Below are 17,956 nucleotides of genomic sequence, written 5' to 3' on the forward strand. Positions count from 1 at the left end.
TCCCGACCTAGCCCGCACGCTGCTGCGGCAGATCAATTACGAACGCTGTGCCGACGCCATCTCCATGCTCCACCCGGACCGTGCCCCCGTGCTTGTCCACCACCCGCTTGACGAAGGTCAGTCCCAGCCCCACGCTTGGCCCGGCTCGATGCTCGTGCGCCCCGAAGCGGGCGAAGGGATCGGCAAGGCGTTCTGGGGGCAGGCCCGGCCCTTCATCCTGCACCGTCAGGCGCACCGTGTCAGGTGATGGCGCTTCCAGAGCGATCGTGACGGTGCTGCCGGCAGGCGCAAACTTGATTGCATTGCCGACCAGATTGTCGAGCAGCCGTGCCAGCAGCGCCGCGTCAACCTCAGCGAAGGATAACTCTTCAGGCAGGTGCGGCACCACTTTCATCTGTTTGCTCCGAGCAGCGGCATAGGCCCGGTCACAAGCCTCTTCGACCAAGGCGCCAAGGTCGCAATCCGCAAATTCCGGTCCGGTCTCTTCGAGCCGCGCAATCTGTACGAAGTCGTCGGCCAGTTTCAGTGTGCGTTCGGCCTGCACGCGGATGCGGCTGGCGATTTGCGCGGGCTGTTCATCTTTGGCCAGCCGCCCTGACAGGCCGATGATCGCCACCTGCGGGGTGCGCATATCGTGCGAGAGGAATTCGAGCATTTCGCGCCGCTCATCCTCGCGCCGCCGTGTGTCGGTAATATCGCGCAAGGCCATGATTTCGCCGCTGCCCTCGGCATCCTCGAGCGCGAAAGCCGCACGCGCCACGAGAAAAGTGCGACCATCGGGGAAAGTGATTTCGGCGGCTTCACGGGGGTGGCTCGCGCCCACGCCGTCGAGCAGTCCGGCCAGCGATGGCGGAGCATCTTCGCTCCACTCTGGAAACAGCTCCTGCGCGATGCGGTTCGCCATCACCACATCGCCCGCCTTGTCGCGCACCAGGATGGCGTCGGGTGCGGCCTCGATCACCTTGCGCAAGAAGGCAAAACTGCGGCTGACGTGCCCCACCAGCCGATGCATCCGCGCCACCTGCCGGGCGATCAGGTCGAACCCTTCCCCTTCGGCACGGATGCCTCCTTGCGGCAGCAGGAAAGCGGCTTCTTCATCGAGATAGGCGCTGACCGAAGTGAGCCTGCGCCAGCTCCACAGTGGATAGGCGAGCAGCACTGCCAGCAGGGCAACACCGGGCGCGAGCCATAGCCTCGCCGCCACCACCAGCAGCACAGCCAGCGCCAGTGTCGCAGCCGCAATCGCCAGGGTGGCGATCAGGCCCGAACGCGGCGACATTCTCCAGAACACCAGGAACTGCACCAGCAGCGCGAGCGCGGCGAGCAGGCCGGACCAGAACGGCGGCAGATCGCGCACAAGTACGCCGTGGCGCAAGGCATCGTAGAGATTGGCCTGCGTCTCCACCCCCGGCAGCACCGCCACCGCACCCGCGCCCACCGCGTAGCGATCACCCATCCCCTGCGCCGTGGCTCCCACCAGAACGATCCTGTCGCGCAGGAATTCTGCCGGCACATTGCCGGCGATTACATCGGCGGCGGAAACGGCAGGATAGCTGCCCGCCGGATGGAAGGAGATGACGGGCCGTTCGCCAAATGCCGCATCATGCGCAGGCTCGCCTTGCCGCAATCCCGCCAGTACGAACTGCGGCCAGGTTTCCCCGTCTGCCGAAACTGCCAGATCGAACCGTCGCAAGACACCATCGGAGTCCGGAGTAATCGCCACATGTCCCAGTCCGGCTGCGCTTTCGGCAATCCCGGCAATCGGCAGTACCGCGATCGTGCCCGAGAGCGCATCGGGCCGGGGCGCGAAAGTCATGGGCAGGATTACTTGCCCGTGCCGCGCGATAGCCTCTGCCAGCGCTTCGTCCTCCGCTTCCAGCAACGGTTCGAGGAACAGCACATCGTACAGCACCGTTCCGCTTTGCGCTTCCGCCAACCGGTCCACCAATTGCGCGTGGCGCGAGCGCGGCCAAGGGAAAGGACCAAGCCGGTGAAGGCTGGCATCGTCGAAAGCGACGATAACCACGTCGGGCGAAACCTCCTGCCGGGCCAGCGCTGCGGCGCGATCCAGGAGGCTGCTGTCAAACCGATTGGCCAGATCCCAGCGCGCGGCGAAAAACGCGAGAGCGATCCCGGCAGCAAGCAGGACGATCCATTCGATGAACAGGCGGCGTGCCATGATCTGTCGTCAGCCCCGCCCCGCCTCGGCCCCGCCTATTCGGGCGAGACCGTCAGGCTCTGTTCGGGACCCCAGACCTTCAGCAGCCCTTCCTCGGCATCGGCCTGGATCGCCGCCACCCGCCAGATGTAGGTCCCTGGTGCCAGCCCGGTAATCACCGTGGCGCTGCCCGGAAGGGCCAGTTCGTCGTACAGCGGCGTGGCGGCCTCACCTTCGCGCCAAAGCTGGAAAGCGAAATGGGTAACGCCCTCCCCCTGCGGCAGCCATGCGAAACGGAAGCCGTCCGCCAGTGGCGAGGCCTCGACTGTCGCTTCCACTCCAAGCCGCTTGCGCCGGAAAGAGAAAGTCTCGGAAAGACCTTCCACGCCGCTGGCAGCAATTCCGCGCGCACGGACGAAATAGCGCCCGTCTTCCAGCCTGGAAAACACGGTATCGCCATCGGCAGATACATCCTCGGCCAGCATTTCAAGAAAGCCCGCATCGCGCGCAATCTGGGTGCGCGATTCCTGCGCACCGGGTGGAGGCGTGACGGCAAAAGCCACCACTTCTTCCGTCTGCACCGCTCCCGGCGCGGCAATTGCAGCGGGAGGAAGCAGCAGTTCGGGCGCGCTCAGCCCTGCCTCACGCGCAGCAATGCCATACCCTTCGCCCGTCAGCCGCTCGTCTTCGGAGCGTTCGACCCAGACGGCACCCTCGATCACTTCGGTGGTGCCCAGCCCCGAAGCCTCGTCAAAACTCACCCGGTACTCGGTACCGCGCACCGCTGTGACCGCTACCGGCGTGCTGGTGCGGAACCGCTCGTCGCCGCGCAGGGTCGGTGCCTGCACCTCGCCGCGCCCGTTGAGAATGCGGAATTCCACATCGCGCAGGTCGCGCAGGGCATAGACCCGTGCCCGCTCCAGCCGGGCGTGGGAATTGGATGGCAGGGCAATCGCTGCGCCGTCAGGCGACTGGAAGGTGACAAAGCCACCCGCCCCCGTGCGGATCACTGCGCCTTCGGAAAGCGGCGCGCCGATTACAGGAGCCGCTCCGTCGATCGTCACCGGTCCGGAAAAGCTGCGCACCACCAGCCCGGCAGGCCGCCACGCCAGCAGGTCGCGCGGCAGCAGCAATCGCGTGCCGACCGGAATGCGGCGGACATTGGTGATACGGTTGAGGCGCGTGATCGCGGCGAGCGAATCGCCGCGTTTGAGGAAACGCTGCTGGACCGATATCAGCGTGTCTCCAGGCTCCATATGATAGGTGATATAGCCATCGGTCGCTTGTGCCTGCGCACCGGATGCGAGCGCTACCGAAGCGAACAGCAAGGCCGCCAGCCCCATCCGTGCTTCAGCCATCATGCGCATCGATTGAAACTCCCCCTTTGCAGCCAAGGTTACGCCTTCTCGCCAGTGAGATGCAAGGCAGCAAAGTGCCGCGCCGGAGGCCCCGTCTTGCCCCCAGCACCTCGCGGAAGGGCGAGCATGCGAGAACGGGACGCTCCGGCGCGAACATGAAGGTTCCGGTATGCTTGCAATCCCTGCGACCACGGACAGGTGCGACCCTGAAGGACCCGATCGGGATTCTGGCGTGGAACAGTCAATCACCAGGGGGGCTAGTGAGCGCCTGCGCCGTCCGGAGACAAGACCGTCTGGGTGGACGATCCCGCAGCCTCTGCCGGGCCGCTTGAAAGTGCATTGGCGGCGAGAAAACAGCCGATTACGATCAGCGCGCAGACAGCGACGCCAATTCGCAACTTGGTAAGCGGTGGGCGGTGACCCTCTGCCGAACCAATCATTGTCGCGCCTCCAACGCCATAAAATACTGATCCTGCAAATAGCAGCGGTCCCAAGGGGACCCGAGTAAACATTTGTAAACCACATCCTGCCGGGCAAGACCGTGATGCGGAACCGGGGTAGCGCAATCCGATCGCCTGAATTGCCTGCCGAGGAACAATTCTGATCGCAATCTGCGCTTGCCCTGACGCGCGATACTGTCCAGATAAGCTGACACGTGAGCAGATTTCCTTTCTCCGCAATCGTCGGTCAGGACGAGATGAAGCTGGCGCTGCTGGTGGCGGCGGTCGATCCGGCTATCGGCGGGGTGATGGTGTTCGGCGATCGTGGCACCGGCAAGAGCACCGCCGCCCGCGCGCTGGCCGCGCTGCTGCCGCCGATCTCGGTGGCGGAGGATTGCCGCTACGGCTGCAAGCCTGAACAGGCGGGCACCTGCCCCGATCCCTGCACTTCGAAGCGAGCCCGCAAGGTGGCTGTGCCTTTCGTCGATATGCCGCTGGGTGCGACCGAGGACCGGGTGCTGGGCGCGCTCGATCTGGAACGGGCGCTTCGCTCTGGCGAAAAGGCGTTCGAGCCGGGGCTGCTCGCCAAGGCGCACCGCGGGTTCCTTTATATCGACGAAATCAACCTGCTCGAAGACCACCTGGTGGACCTGCTGCTCGATGTCGCGGCATCGCGCGAAAACGTGGTCGAGCGTGAGGGGCTGTCGGTGCGCCACCGCGCGGCCTTCGTGTTGATCGGCAGCGGCAATCCCGAAGAGGGCGAGTTGCGCCCGCAATTGCTCGATCGCTTCGGCCTGTCGGTGGAAGTGCGCACGCCCAAGGCCATCGAGGATCGCGTCGAAATCATGCGCCGTTGCGGCGCGCAGGAGCGTGATCCTGCGGGTTTTGCGGAATCGTGGCAGGCCGAAGAAGCCAAGGTGGTGCAGCAGATCGCGCGGGGGCAGGCGCGGCTGGCGAAGCTGGACGTGCCCGACGACGTGCTCGCCGATGCCGCGCACCTCTGCGTGGCGGTGGGGGCAGACGGACTGCGCGGCGAATTGACGCTGATGCGCTCCGCCCGCGCGCTGGCGGCATTGCGCGGCGCGAAGGCGGTGCGGCGCGAGCATCTCACCGCGATTGCCCCGCTGGCGCTGCGCCATCGCCTGCGCCGCGACGTGCTCGACGAAACCGGATCGACCGTGCGGATCGAGCGGGCGATCACCGAACTGTTCGGATGAGCGGCGCGGCAGGCCCGCTGGCCGAGGCGATGCTGGCCGCGCGGCTGTTCCTGCTGGCCCCCCAATCGCTCGGCGGCATGGTGCTGCGCGGCGGTGGCCCGGCGCGGGACCTGGTGCTCGACACGATCCGCGCCGCCATCCCCACCCGCCGCATTCCGCCGCATGTCGATGAAGCGCGGCTACTCGGCGGAATCGATATCGTCGCCAGCCTCAGCGCCGGGAAGCCGGTGGAGCAGCGCGGCCTGCTCAGCGAAGCAGCGGGCAGCGCGCTGATCGCGCCGATGGCCGAACGGATGGATGACGGGCTGGCCGGGAGGCTGGCGCAGGCGATGGACGCGCGCGCCGGATTTGCGCTGGTGCTGCTCGACGATGGGATCGCTGCCGATGAGCGCCCCCCCGCGTGCCTGAGCGACCGCGTAGCCTTCATTTGCGATCTGTCACAGACTGCCTCGCTCGATGTTGAAGCAGCATCCAGCGGCGCAATCCCGCTGACGGGAGTCGCCCCCCCCGGCGACGACGTACTTACCACCCTCGCCAGCGTCGCCAGCGCATTGGGCATCGACTCCGCTCGCCCCCTGCTGTTCGCCCTCAACGCAGCCAGAGCCAACGCCGCGCTCTCGGGTCGCCGCGAAATCGCCCAGCCCGATATCACCGCCGCCGCCCGCCTCGTGCTCGCCCCCCGCGCCACGCGGATCCCCGAAGCACCGCCCGCCGATGAGCCTGACCAAGCACCACCGCCCCCTCCCCCGCCCGAAAACGAAGGTGACGGCCAAAACCAGCAGACGCAGCAGGACATTCCCGAAGATCTCGTTCTAGAAGCCGCGCTGGCCGCGATCCCGCCCGATGTGCTCGAAATGATCGCCGGAGACCGCGCCAGACGCGGTGCGCAGGGTGGCGGTGGCGGAAGGCGGACGAAATCGAAACTGCGCGGCAAGCCGCTCGGCGCGCGTCCCGGCCTGCCGCGCGGCGGGGCAAGGCTGGCGCTGATCGACACGCTGCGTGCCGCCGTTCCGTGGCAACCGCTACGCCACCGCGAGTCGGGCGAATCCCGGCTGATCGTGCGCAAGGACGATCTGCGCATTCGCCGGTTTGAGGAACGCGCCGCCACCGTCACGGTGTTCTGCGTCGATGCCTCCGGCTCCGCCGCCGCCGCGCGGCTGGCCGAGGCGAAAGGCGCGGTCGAACTGATTCTCGCGCAGGCCTATGTCAAACGCAGCGAAGTAGCGCTGATCGCCTTTCGCGGGGCGGATGCCGAATTTCTGCTGCCCCCCACCCGCTCGCTCACCCGCGCCCGCCGCGCGCTGGCGGGGCTTCCGGGCGGTGGCGGCACTCCGCTGGCATCGGGTCTTGCGCTCGCCCGCGAACTGGGCACCACCATCGCTGCACGCGGCAACACGCCGTTCCTCGTTTTCCTCACTGACGGCAGCGCCAACATTGCCGCCGATGGCACACCGGGCCGCCAGCGCGCGGGAGAAGATGCCCGCGCCGCTGCCCGCGCCATTGCCGCCAGCGGGCTGGACGCGCTGGTGATCGACATCGCCCCGCGCCCGCGCCCCGAAGCGCAGGAGATCGCCCGCACCATGCAGGCGCGCTACCTGCCGCTGCCGTTTGCCGACGCCAAGGCGCTGAGCAAGATCGTGCTTTCCGCCCAGCCCGAAGCGGCGACCGCATGAGCGGGGCGCTGAACTGGGAGCGCGACGGACGAAACTGGCCGCACCGCGAGGCATCGCAGTTCGTCAAGGCGGGCGGGCTGGACTGGCATGTGCAGCGCATGGGCAGTGGCCCCGAACTGCTGCTGCTGCACGGCACCGGGGCCTCCGCGCATAGCTGGCGCGCAGCGATGGAACTGCTGGCAGCAAACTTCACCCTGACGGTTCCCGACCTGCCCGGCCATGGCTTCACCAGCGGGCAACTGCGCGGCGGGGCGAGCCTGCCGAACGTCACCGCCGCGCTCGCCGCCTTGCTGGCCGAATTGGGCGTCACGCCCGCCTTGGTCGCAGGCCATTCCGCAGGCTCTGCCATCGCGCTGGAATATGCCCGCCGAACCAGCCCCGCGCTCCCCGTGGTCGGCTTCAGCCCGGCGATCATGCCCTTTCCCGGCTTGGCCGCGCGGCTGTTTCCGGCGATGGCGAAGGTGCTGTTCGTCAATCCGCTCGTCCCGCGAATATTCGCCGCCACCGCGCGGATTCCGGGTGAGACCGGGCGGTTCCTGCGCCGCGCCACCGGCTCGGCCGTCGCTCCCGCTGACCTCGCTTGCTATCAAGTGCTGATGGGCAATGCGCGCCATTGCGAAGGCGCGCTGGCGATGATGGCGAACTGGGATCTCGACGCTTTCTCCGCCAGCCTCAAGGACATACCCAATCCGGTGCTGTTGGTACACGGACGCAAGGACAAGGCCGTGCCCACCGGCTCGGTCGAAGCCGCCGCCGCGCGGCTGCCCCATGCGCGGCTGGAACTGCTGCCCGATCTGGGGCACCTTGCGCACGAGGAAGCGCCCGATGCGGCGGCGCGGCTGATTACCCTGTTTGCGCGCGAACAGGGCGTGTTGCAGGCACTGGAGGCAAGCCAATGAACAGCGTCGGCGAAAACTTCGGCTGGATCGAAATCCTTTTCACCGCCTCCATTGCGCTCGGCTTCGGCTTCTACCAGCTGTGGTCGGTCAACCGCGAGATTGCCCGCGAAAAGCAAGCCAAACGCGAGGACTCAGCGCCCAGCGCGGGGCATCCGGTAGGGGAGCATGAACTGGACGACCGGTGAAGCGAAGCGATCGAGATCGAGGCTTTCCTGCACCGCCACTGCCGCTTCGCCGAACAGCCGCGTCTTGAGCGTGGAGCGGGCGTAGAACGGCGCATCCTCCCAGGTCTTGATCACGCTGGCATGGCCGCGATCGGCGCGGGTCTTGCGCTCCATCTGCCACAATGTGTTGGGCAAAGGCGCGACCAGCGGGGGCTCCTCGATCTGCGGCATCCCATCCGCGCCGAAGCGCAGCGCGCTGGCGAAATGCGATCCATCCCGCCGTACCCCTTCGTAGCAGACCACCCCGCCTTTTGCGGTATGCGCACGCGACCAGTGCCAGACGCGGAAGCCCTTTTCGAGCGACTCGCTGCCGAAATTCGAATCGAGATAGGCCCCGCCCTGCCAGCGCAGCCCCGGCTTTTGCATGTCCACCTCGATCCGTGCGCGCGGTGCAAGACAGTGCCAGCGATGGCGCGACTGCGGATCGAGCGCGAAAGCGACCCCGTTCAGCGCTTCGGGAATGATGCGAATCTTGCCGCGCACCGGGCGCTGCCACGGGTTGAACAGCCGCTTGTCCCGCTCGACAATGTCGATTTCCAGCGCCTCTCCGGTCCAGCGCAGGCTGCTCGGCCCGATGGCGAGCAGATCGGCATCACGCGCCACCGCGCGGCTCGGACGTTCGGTCATCGTCCAGCGGGCGCGAGGGCCGTAGAGCGCCACGTTGAGTGCCGCATGATCGAGCGGATCGCGGCGCCCGCTGGCCTTGTAATAGGGCGAGAATACGCTGCCCAGAAAGGCGATGATCGTCAGCCCGTGGCGTCCGTCGTCGCTGAGCGCATCGACATACCACCAGCCGTAGCCGCCGGGCGGGACCTCCGCGTCGAAGCGAGGTCTTGCAGCACTGTGTTCGCCGCCAGCTGCCCGGACAAGGCGGCCATCGGCACCCCGGCCCCCGGATGGGTACTTCCACCCGCGCAGTAAAGCCCAGGGATCCGCGTCCGCGTGCCCTGCCGGAGGAAGGACGCCGCCCAGCCGCGCGAGGCCCGTCCATAGATCGCTCCGCCGGTCGAGGGCAAAAGCGCGTTGAATTCGTTCGGCGTCAGCAGGTGCTGCTCCAGCGGGTCCTCCAGCTCCAGCCCGCAGCGCGCGAGGCTCGCTCTCATGGCCGATGTGCATTGCTCTCTCTCCTGCGGTGAATAGGTGTGGGTGTCGCCGTTGGCGGGCGCATTGACGATTATCTGGAGCCGTTCTCGGCCCTGCGGTTCTGCGCCGCTCCCGGCTTCACGATCCTGCGCGCAGACATAGACGGTGGGATCGGCGGGCGGCCTGCCGCTGGCAATATCGGCGAATTCGCGCGGATAATCGGGCGAGAAGAACACGTTGTGCCGTTTGAGCGGAAAGCCGCTGGTCTTGGCATGGGCGAGCCAGACCATCGCCGACAGCGAACGGGCCTTGGGCTTGATCGGGCGCACCGCGCGGCGCGCATCGTCGCCAAAAGCACCGTCGGCCAAGGCGGCGGGATCGGCGTTGACGATCACCCGGTCCGCGGCGAGCCGTTCGCCGGTAGCGAGGATTACGCCCGACACGATGCTCCCGCTTGTCTCGATCCGCGAAACGCGCGTGCCGAAGCGGTAGCTTGCGCCCTGCCCCTGGCCCAGCCTTTGCAACGCCCCGGCAAGCGCACTCAGCCCACCGTCGATCAGCCAGACACCCTGCGACTCGACGTGGGCGATAAGCATCAGCGTGGCGGGCGAGGCGAAGGGGGAAGATCCGCAATAGGTGGAATAGCGAGCAAACAACTGGCGCAGTCGCGGATCGGCGAAGTGTTCGCCGAGCACTTTCCACAGGTTCTCGTAGGGGCGGATCGCGTGCAGGTCGCCTAGCCGCGACAGGCCGATGCGCCACATCAGCGGGACTGGCCAGTGAACCTTGCCCTGCCGCAGCAGGCTCTTGTCGAGAATGGTGAAGATGCGCGCGGCCTCGGCACGGAAGGCGCGATAGCCGCGTGCAGCCTGCGCACCGGCGAAATCTCCGATGGCATCCTCGCTCCGGGCAGGATCGGCGAACAGGTCGAGTCGCTCGTCCGTCGACCACGCATGGCGGGCCAGCGTTTCGGCGGGCCGGGCGTTGACGTGGTCGGCCAGTTCAGAACCGCAGGCGCGGAAAATATCGTCGAACACGTCGCGCAGGGTAAAGACCGTCGGCCCCGCGTCGATCTCCGCGCCATCCACCGACAATTGCCGCGCCTTGCCTCCGGGATGCGCTTCCTTCTCCAGCACCGTTACCCGGCACCCGCGCGCGGCCAGCAGTGCGGCAGCAGTCAGCCCGCCGATACCTGCTCCGATAATCGCGACATGCTCCGGCACCCGGTAGCCCTCCAGATGGAAGATGATTGACCTTTACACGCCATCTGTCCAGTTGATTGGACATGGATCAGGCGAAATCGAACCGGGAGGCTAAGGGCCTGCCCGAATGGAAGAGCCGCTGGGTCGCCTGGCGCAATCGGCTGATGGCCTCGCCGGACTTCCAGAAATGGGCATCGGCGGTGTGGCCGGTTAGCCTGATTGCCCGCCGTCGTGCGGGTGGTCTGTTCGACCTGGTGGCAGGCTTTGCTTACTCGCAGACACTGTTGTGCGCCGTTGAAAGCGGTTTGCTCGACCTGCTGGCGGAAGGCCCGTGCGACGCCGATGCGGTTGCCAAGCACTGCGATCTCTCGCCCGATGCGGCGCTGCGACTCGTGCGCGCGGCGGCGGCGCTGGATCTGGCAGAGGAGGTCTCTCCCGGCTGGTGGATGCTCGGCCAGCAAGGCGCTGCCCTGCACGCCAATCCCGGCGCGAAGGCGATGATCCGCCACCACAAGTTGCTCTATGCCGACCTCGCCGATCCGCTGGCGCTGCTCCGCGCAGACCGCCAACAGGAGACGCACCTTTCGCGCTTCTGGCACTACGCTGCCGCGGAAAACAGCGCCGAAGCAGCGGCCTACTCGGAACTGATGGCCACGTCGCAGGCGCTCGTCTCACAGCAATTGCTCGATGCCTACGACTTCTCCCGACACCAAGCCCTGCTCGATGTCGGCGGCGGGCATGGAGCATTCGCCAAGGCCGTCACCGCGCGGCACCCGCAGTTGCGAATCGGCGTGTTCGACCTGCCGCCCGTACTCGAGTCGGCCTCGCTCCCGGCAGCATTCGCGCGCCATCCGGGCGACTTTTTCAAGACCCCCCTTCCCTCCGGTTACGATTGCATCACCCTCAACCGCATTCTACACGATCACGACGACGAGGCCGCAATCAATATCCTCAAAGCAAGCCGCCGCGCCCTCCCCCCCGGCGGGCGACTCGTGATTGCCGAGCCGATGGCGAATACACCCGGCGCAAAGCCGATGGGGGACGCCTATTTCGGGCTCTATCTCTGGGCAATGAACTCCGGAAGGCCCCGCACAGTCGATTCAATCGGCACGATGCTGGAGGAAGCCGGATTTGCGCGCTGGAAAGCGCTCCGCACCCGCCAACCTGTCATCGCAAGTGCAATTGTCAGTTTTGTTTGACACCCTATATTGTCCGAAACATTTGACACCCGTAGCTGTCTTGCTAAGGTGACCCTGCAAAAGAGTATCGCGAGATACCGAAGACCCACGGGGGTCGGAAAGGGGCGACCGGGCATAATGGATGCATATGCGGTCATTTTGGATGCACCCAGACAGCTGTCGCTAAGACCGCTGACATTGACCCCTTGCGGCCCCTCGGACCTCGTCGTCCAGATCCATTACAGCGGCATCAGCACCGGCACAGAAAAGCTGTTCTGGAGCGGGGAAATGCCGCGTTTTCCGGGCATGGGCTATCCGCTGGTACCCGGTTACGAGTCGGTGGGCCGGGTGATCGATGGCGGCGCCGAAGTCACCGAACGCATTGGCGACTGGGTCTTCGTTCCCGGAGCCACCTGCTACCAGGACGCCTTCGGCCTTTTCGGCGGCACGGCAGAAAAAGTCGTCCTGCCCTCCGCCCGCGCCCTCCCCGTTTCCGAGTCGCTCGGCCATGAAGGCGTGCTGTTTGCCCTCGCCGCCACCGCACTCCATGCCATTGCCGGGGGCAAGCCTCCCGAACTGATCGTCGGACACGGCACGCTGGGCCGTCTGCTCGCCCGCCTGACCATCGCCATGGGCGTACCCGCACCTGTGGTGTGGGACAACAAGGCCAATCGTCGCATCGGCGGCGCCGGGTACGAAGTGCTCGCCCCCAAGGATGACGACCGCAAGGACTACGCGACCATCTACGATGCCAGCGGCTTTGCCGACGGGATCGACACGCTGATCGGGCGGCTCGCCCACAGCGGCGAGCTGGTGCTGGCGGGCTTCTACGCCAACCGTCCCAGCTTCGCTTTCCCCGCCGCCTTCCAGCGCGAAGCGCGCCTGCGGATCGCTGCCGAATGGAAACCGGAAGACCTTTCCGCCACCCGTGACCTGATCGAGCGCGGCGCGCTCGACCTGGGTGGCCTCATTACCGACGTCCGCCCAGCCGGCGAGGCCGACAAGGCCTACCCCGCTGCCTTTCACGATACCGATTGCCTGAAAATGGTGCTCGACTGGAGCCAGACCGCATGACCATGCTTGATACCGATATTGCCCTGCGGGACGAGGCGGCGATCGAGCCCGATCCTGTCCACGCTCGGCCCGAAGATGGCGAAGTGAAATCCGAAACGCAGATCATCGCGATCTACGGCAAGGGCGGCAGCGGCAAGAGCTTCGCGCTTTCCAACCTCAGCTACATGATGGCGCAGCAGGGCAAGCGCGTGCTGCTGATCGGTTGCGATCCGAAGAGCGACACCACCAGCCTGCTGTTCGGCGGCAAGAGCTGCCCCACGATCATCGAAACCAGCTCGATCAAGAAGCTGGCCGGCGAGGAAGTGCGGATCGAAGACGTGTGCTTCCAGCGCGATGGCGTGTTCGCGATGGAACTCGGCGGCCCGGAAGTCGGCCGCGGCTGCGGCGGGCGCGGGATCATTCACGGGTTCGAACTGCTCGAAAAGCTGGGCTTCCACGATTGGGGCTTCGATTACGTGCTGCTCGATTTCCTCGGCGATGTGGTCTGCGGCGGGTTCGGCCTGCCGATCGCGCGGGACATGTGCCAGAAGGTGATTGTGGTCGGATCGAACGACCTGCAATCGCTCTATGTCGCCAACAATGTCTGCAAGGCGGTGGAATACTTCCGCAAGATGGGCGGCAATGTCGGCGTGGCCGGCATGATCGTGAACAAGGATGACGGCACGGGCGAAGCCAAAGCCTTTGCCGATGCGGTCGGCATTCCGGTGCTCACTGCCATCCCCGCGAACGAGGATATTCGCCGCAAGTCGGCCAATTACCAGATCATCGGCACGCGGGACAGCGAATGGGCCGGCCTGTTCGAAGAACTGGCGAGCAATGTCGCCAGCGCGCCGCCGCTCCAGCCCAAGCCGCTCGACCAAGACGGCCTGCTCGGCCTGTTCTCGCCCGAGGAAACCGGCGGCAACGTGACGCTGCGGCCCGCCACCCAGGCGGATATGCGCGGTGGTACCTTCGAACCCAAGCCCAGCCTCGAAGTGATTTATGACGAGGCCTGAAGCATGAGCGATCTCGCCCCCGAAATGGCCCGCCAGCCTGACCGGATCGCGCTCGATCCCGTCGATAGCGGCGGGGGCTGCCACGGCGGCGCGGAAACCATGCGCGAAGCCGCGCGGACGGCGGGCAACAGCGAAGTGCTCGATCGCTATGCCGCTGATTACCCGGTGGATGCCGCCAAAGGCCCGCACGATCAGCCACAAAGCATGTGCCCGGCCTTCGGTTCGCTGCGGGTGGGCCTGCGGATGCGCCGCACGGCCACGGTGCTCTCGGGTTCGGCCTGCTGCGTTTACGGGCTGACCTTCACCAGCCATTTCTACGGCGCGCGGCGGACGGTGGGCTACGTGCCCTTCAGTTCCGAAACGCTCGTTACCGGCAAGCTGTTCGAGGATATCAAGGAAGCAGTCGAGAATCTCGCCGATCCCACGCTCTACGACACCATCGTCGTCACCAACCTCTGCGTTCCCACCGCCAGCGGCGTGCCACTGCGGCTGCTGGGCAAACAGGTCAACGGCGTGCGGATCATCGGCATCGACGTTCCGGGGTTCGGCATTCCGACCCATGCCGAGGCCAAGGACGTTCTCGCGGGCGCGATGCTCGCCTATGCGCGGGAAGAGGTCAGCCAAGGCCCCGTCGCCGCGCCGCGCAATCGATCGGACCTGCCAACAGTGACTCTCCTGGGTGAGATGTTCCCTGCTGACCCGGTTGGCATAGGCATGCTGCTGGAGCCCCTGGGCCTCGCGGCAGGTCCGGTCGTTCCCACCCGCGAGTGGCGCGAACTCTACGGCGCGCTCGATTGCGCCGTGGTGGCCGCGATTCATCCTTTCTACACCGCCAGCGTCCGCGAATTCGAAGCAGCGGGGCGCACTGTTGTCGGTTCTGCTCCGGTTGGGGTCGAAGGCACGGCGGCCTGGCTCGATGCCATCGGCGCGGCGTGCAACGTGGCGCAGGACACAATCGATGCGGCCAAAGATCGCTTCATCCCGGCCATCCGCGCGGCGCTCGCCGCCAACCCGGTGCGCGGGCGGATTACCGTGTCGGGCTATGAAGGCTCCGAACTGCTGGTGGCGCGGCTGCTGATCGAAAGTGGCGCGGATGTGCCCTATGTCGGCACTGCCTGCCCGAAGACCTGCTGGTCCGATCCGGACCGCGAATGGCTCGAAGCGCGCGGCGTGCGGGTGAATTATCGCGCCAGCCTCGAGGAAGATATCGCGGCAGTCGAGCAATACCGCCCCGATCTCGCCATCGGCACCACTCCGGTAGTCCAGTACGCCAAGCAGAAGGCGATCCCTTCGCTCTACTTCACCAACCTGATCTCCGCCCGCCCGCTGATGGGCATCGCGGGGGCGGGCAGTCTGGCGCATGTCGTCAACGGCGCGATGGGGAACAAGGCGCGGATGGAGAGCATGCGCGAATTCTTCGAAGGCGTGGGCACCGGGCATACCAGCGGCATCTGGGACGACACCCCGCAGGACCGGCCGCAGTTCAAGAAGAAATACGCGGCGCTCAACGAAGCCGCACGCAAGGCTGCGGAGGCGATCGGCTCATGACCCTGATCCTCGATCATGATCGGGCCGGCGGCTACTGGGGCGCGGTCTACGTGTTCACCGCCATCAAGGGCCTGCAGGTCATCATCGATGGCCCGGTCGGCTGCGAGAACCTGCCCGTCACCTCGGTGCTGCATTACACCGACGGCCTGCCCCCGCACGAGTTGCCCGTCGTCGTCACCGGCCTGGGTGAGGAAGAACTGGGCAAGACCGGCACCGAAGGCGCGATGATGCGCGCGTGGAAAGTGCTCGACTCCGAATTGCCCGCCGTGGTCGTCACCGGTTCCATCGCCGAGATGATCGGCGGCGGGGTGACTCCCCAGGGCACCAATATCAAGCGCTTCCTCCCGCGCACCATCGACGAGGACCAGTGGCAGAGCGCCGACCGCGCGATGAGCTGGCTGTGGACCGAATTCGGCCCCAAGTCGGTGCCCGCGGTCAAGCCGGTGAAGGAGGGCGAGAAGCCCAGGGTCAATATCCTCGGCCCCGCCTACGGCATGTTCAACATGGCCAGCGATCTGGCCGAAGTGCGCCGCCTGATCGAAGGCATCGGCGCGGAAGTGAACATGTCCTTCCCGCTCGGTAGTCATCTCGCCGACGTGCGGCGGCTGGGGGACGCGCAGGCCAATGTCTGCCTTTACCGCGAATTCGGGCGCAACTTGTGCGAACTGATGGAGCGGCCGTTTTTCCAGGCTCCCATCGGGCTTGACAGCACCACGAAATTCCTCCGCGCCCTGGGGGCCGAGCTGGGACTCGATCCCGAACCGTTCATCGAGCGCGAGAAGCACACCACGATCAAGCCGCTGTGGGACCTGTGGCGCTCGGTGACGCAGGATTTCTTCGCCACGGCCAGCTTCGGCATCGTCGCCAACGAGACCTATGCGCGCGGCATCAGCAAATTCCTGCGGGACGACATGGGCCTGCCCTGCACTTTCGCTTTCAGCCGCTCGGCCGGAGTGAAGCCGGACAACGCCGCCGTGCGAGAAGCGATCCGCAGCAATCCGCCGCTGGTGGTGTTCGGCAGCTACAACGAACGGATGTACATGGCCGAGTGCGGCGCGCGCGGGATCTATATCCCGGCCAGCTTCCCCGGCGCGGCGATCCGCCGCCATCCCGGCACCCCTTTCATGGGCTATTCGGGCGCGACCTACCTGGTGCAGGAAGTGTGCAATGCGCTGTTCGACGCGCTGTTCCACATCCTTCCGCTCGGCAGCGAGCTCGACAAGGTCGATGCCACCCCTGCCCGCGCCCACCGCGAAATGGCCTGGGATGCCGATGCCAAGGCCAAGCTCGATGCACTGGTCGAAGCGCAGCCGGTGCTGATCCGCATTTCCGCCGCCAAGCGCCTGCGCGATGCCGCCGAAGCCGCTTCGCGCCGCGCAGGCGAAAGCCGTGTTACCGCCGAACTGCTCGCCGATGCCCTCCTCGCCGGAGCCGGCACATGAACGCGCGCAACCCAATCGCCCCCGTAACCGGGGCCACGAAATCCGCCCGGAGCAATCCGGACGGGTACCGAGGGAGGCACTCCGCCTCTCGCACCATCCATAAGAATGGAGAAATGCTATGAGTGATCCTGATGATCGCTTCGGCCTGAGGACCTACCTCACGCCCGAAGAGGCCAAGGAATTCCACAAGCTGTTCATGAGCAGCTTCATCGGCTTCACGGCGGTTGCCGTGGTTGCCCATGTCCTTGTCTACGTCTGGCGCCCCTGGCTCTGACCTGACGCATCGCCCGCGGCGATACGCGTCACGGGGGAACGAAGAACCACTCTGCAAAAGGAAACAAACCCATGTGGAGAACCTGGCTTATTTTCGATCCGCGCAGGGCCCTTGTAGCCCTGTTCGTCTTCCTGTTCGTGCTGGCAATCGTGATTCACTTCATCCTGCTCAGCACCGACACCTACAATTGGATCGATGGTCCGAATTCGGTCCAGGGAGCAACGGCCGCTGCCGCGGCTCCCGCCGCAACCTGACTGAAATCTGTGCGAGAGGCGGCGGGCCGACTGTCCGTCGCCTCCCCGGGTGAAGTGAGGGAACATTAATCCTGCCGGTTCTGGTGGGGGAGGGTAAAGCTATGGCGCTCCTGAGTTTCGAGCGGAAGTATCGTGTGCGCGGTGGGACGCTGATCGGCGGCGACCTGTTCGATTTCTGGGTCGGCCCATTCTACGTGGGCTTCTTCGGAGTGGTGACGGCGATCTTCGCCTCACTGGGAACGGCGCTGATCTTCTATGCCGCCTCGCAGGGGCCGACATGGAACCCGTGGCTGATATCCATCGCTCCGCCCGATTTGTCCTACGGCCTCGGCCTTGCCCCGCTGCTCGAAGGCGGCTTCTGGCAGGTGATCACCGTCTGCGCGATCATTTCCTTCACTTCCTGGGCACTGCGAGAGGTGGAGATCTGCCGCAAGCTGGGCATGGGATACCATGTGCCGGTGGCCTTCGGCTTCGCCATCTTCGCCTATGTCAGCCTGGTGGTGATCCGCCCGATCCTGCTCGGCGGCTGGCACTTCGGCTTCCCTTACGGGATTTTCAGCCACCTCGACTGGGTATCCAACACCGGATACCAGTACCTGCACTTCCACTACAATCCGGCGCATATGCTTGCGGTGAGCTTCTTCTTCACCACCACCCTGGCGCTGGCGCTGCACGGGGCCCTGGTCCTGTCGGCCACCAATCCCGCACCGGGACAGGACGTGAAGACGCCGGAATATGAAGACACCTTCTTCCGCGACCTGATCGGCTATTCGGTCGGCACGCTGGGCATCCACCGCGTGGGCCTGCTGCTGGCGCTGAATGCCGGCTTCTGGAGCGCGGTATGCATCATCATCAGTGGACCGCTGTGGACCAAAGGCTGGCCCGAATGGTGGACCTGGTGGCTCAATCTCCCGATCTGGTCGTGAAGGGGCACTGA

17 protein-coding genes are annotated in these 17,956 nt (G+C 65.9%); 12 read left to right on the top strand and 5 right to left on the bottom strand.

From position 1 onward, the window contains the following. Nucleotides 1-7: 7 nt before the first annotated feature. From JY451_15580 to JY451_15590, 3 genes are all read right to left on the bottom strand, one after another. Complete coding sequence (locus JY451_15580; protein ID QZH75040.1) at nt 8-2,179, bottom strand: CHASE2 domain-containing protein; 2,172 nt, start codon at nt 2,177-2,179, stop codon at nt 8-10. A gap of 35 nt (nt 2,180-2,214) precedes the next feature. After that, nucleotides 2,215-3,525, bottom strand: coding sequence for a FecR domain-containing protein (locus JY451_15585; GenBank protein ID QZH75041.1), 1,311 nt, complete (start codon nt 3,523-3,525; stop codon nt 2,215-2,217). A 248-nt stretch (nt 3,526-3,773) separates the two neighbouring features. Beyond that, on the bottom strand, nt 3,774-3,956 hold the full coding sequence (locus tag JY451_15590; GenBank protein QZH75042.1) for a hypothetical protein: 183 nt from the start codon (nt 3,954-3,956) through the stop codon (nt 3,774-3,776). A 215-nt stretch (nt 3,957-4,171) separates the two neighbouring features. Here JY451_15590 and bchI point away from each other — a divergent pair, with 215 nt between their 5' ends. From bchI to JY451_15610, 4 genes are read left to right on the top strand one after another with little or no spacing between them, the layout of a single operon-like run. Further along, a complete protein-coding gene (gene bchI, locus JY451_15595) occupies nt 4,172-5,173 on the top strand; it encodes a magnesium chelatase ATPase subunit I (GenBank protein ID QZH75043.1) in 1,002 nt (333 codons plus the stop codon). Next, complete coding sequence (locus tag JY451_15600) at nt 5,170-6,846, top strand: magnesium chelatase subunit D (protein QZH75044.1); 1,677 nt, start codon at nt 5,170-5,172, stop codon at nt 6,844-6,846. Before bchI ends, JY451_15600 begins: the two co-directional genes overlap by 4 nt. Further along, nucleotides 6,843-7,745, top strand: coding sequence for an alpha/beta fold hydrolase (locus JY451_15605; protein QZH75045.1), 903 nt, complete (start codon nt 6,843-6,845; stop codon nt 7,743-7,745). The genes JY451_15600 and JY451_15605 overlap by 4 nt, the downstream gene beginning before the upstream one ends. Continuing rightward, complete coding sequence (locus JY451_15610; protein QZH75046.1) at nt 7,742-7,930, top strand: hypothetical protein; 189 nt, start codon at nt 7,742-7,744, stop codon at nt 7,928-7,930. The genes JY451_15605 and JY451_15610 overlap by 4 nt, the downstream gene beginning before the upstream one ends. On the opposite strand, the gene JY451_15615 is transcribed toward JY451_15610, so the two are convergent. Together JY451_15615 and crtI are read right to left on the bottom strand one after the other, a co-directional pair. After that, a complete protein-coding gene (locus tag JY451_15615; GenBank protein QZH75047.1) occupies nt 7,877-8,596 on the bottom strand; it encodes a hydroxyneurosporene dehydrogenase in 720 nt (239 codons plus the stop codon). The genes JY451_15610 and JY451_15615 overlap by 54 nt on opposite strands. A 119-nt stretch (nt 8,597-8,715) precedes the next feature. Beyond that, nucleotides 8,716-10,275 carry a phytoene desaturase gene (gene crtI / locus JY451_15620; protein ID QZH75048.1) on the bottom strand — a complete coding sequence of 520 codons (1,560 nt, stop codon included), beginning with the start codon at nt 10,273-10,275 and terminating at the stop codon, nt 8,716-8,718. A 62-nt stretch (nt 10,276-10,337) separates the two neighbouring features. Between crtI and JY451_15625 the strand changes: the two genes are divergently transcribed. From JY451_15625 to JY451_15660, 8 genes are all read left to right on the top strand, one after another. Then, nucleotides 10,338-11,453 carry a methyltransferase domain-containing protein gene (locus JY451_15625; protein ID QZH75049.1) on the top strand — a complete coding sequence of 372 codons (1,116 nt, stop codon included), beginning with the start codon at nt 10,338-10,340 and terminating at the stop codon, nt 11,451-11,453. 117 nt (nt 11,454-11,570) lie between these two features. Continuing rightward, on the top strand, nt 11,571-12,506 hold the full coding sequence (gene bchC, locus JY451_15630; protein QZH75050.1) for a chlorophyll synthesis pathway protein BchC: 936 nt from the start codon (nt 11,571-11,573) through the stop codon (nt 12,504-12,506). Further along, nucleotides 12,503-13,501 (top strand): chlorophyllide a reductase iron protein subunit X, encoded by a 999-nt coding sequence (locus tag JY451_15635; protein ID QZH75051.1) that lies wholly within the window; start codon nt 12,503-12,505, stop codon nt 13,499-13,501. Before bchC ends, JY451_15635 begins: the two co-directional genes overlap by 4 nt. Nucleotides 13,502-13,600: 99 nt before the next feature. Continuing rightward, entirely contained in the window at nt 13,601-15,049 is a 1,449-nt protein-coding gene (gene bchY / locus JY451_15640; GenBank protein ID QZH76760.1) for a chlorophyllide a reductase subunit Y, read from the top strand. Then, a complete protein-coding gene (gene bchZ, locus JY451_15645; protein QZH75052.1) occupies nt 15,046-16,491 on the top strand; it encodes a chlorophyllide a reductase subunit Z in 1,446 nt (481 codons plus the stop codon). The genes bchY and bchZ overlap by 4 nt, the downstream gene beginning before the upstream one ends. A 118-nt stretch (nt 16,492-16,609) precedes the next feature. After that, the gene (locus JY451_15650; GenBank protein ID QZH75053.1) at nt 16,610-16,765 is read left to right on the top strand and encodes a light-harvesting protein; all 156 of its coding nucleotides are present in this window, start codon (nt 16,610-16,612) and stop codon (nt 16,763-16,765) included. 71 nt (nt 16,766-16,836) lie between these two features. Continuing rightward, nucleotides 16,837-17,019: a light-harvesting protein gene (locus JY451_15655; GenBank protein ID QZH75054.1), complete on the top strand. Its 183-nt coding sequence runs from the start codon at nt 16,837-16,839 to the stop codon at nt 17,017-17,019. A 101-nt stretch (nt 17,020-17,120) separates the two neighbouring features. Next, nucleotides 17,121-17,945, top strand: a complete 825-nt coding sequence (locus JY451_15660; protein QZH75055.1) for a photosynthetic reaction center subunit L — start codon at nt 17,121-17,123, stop codon at nt 17,943-17,945. The last annotated feature ends 11 nt before the right edge of the window (nt 17,946-17,956 follow it).

Source organism: Erythrobacter sp. (assembly GCA_019739335.1).
Classification (GTDB): domain Bacteria; phylum Pseudomonadota; class Alphaproteobacteria; order Sphingomonadales; family Sphingomonadaceae; genus Alteraurantiacibacter.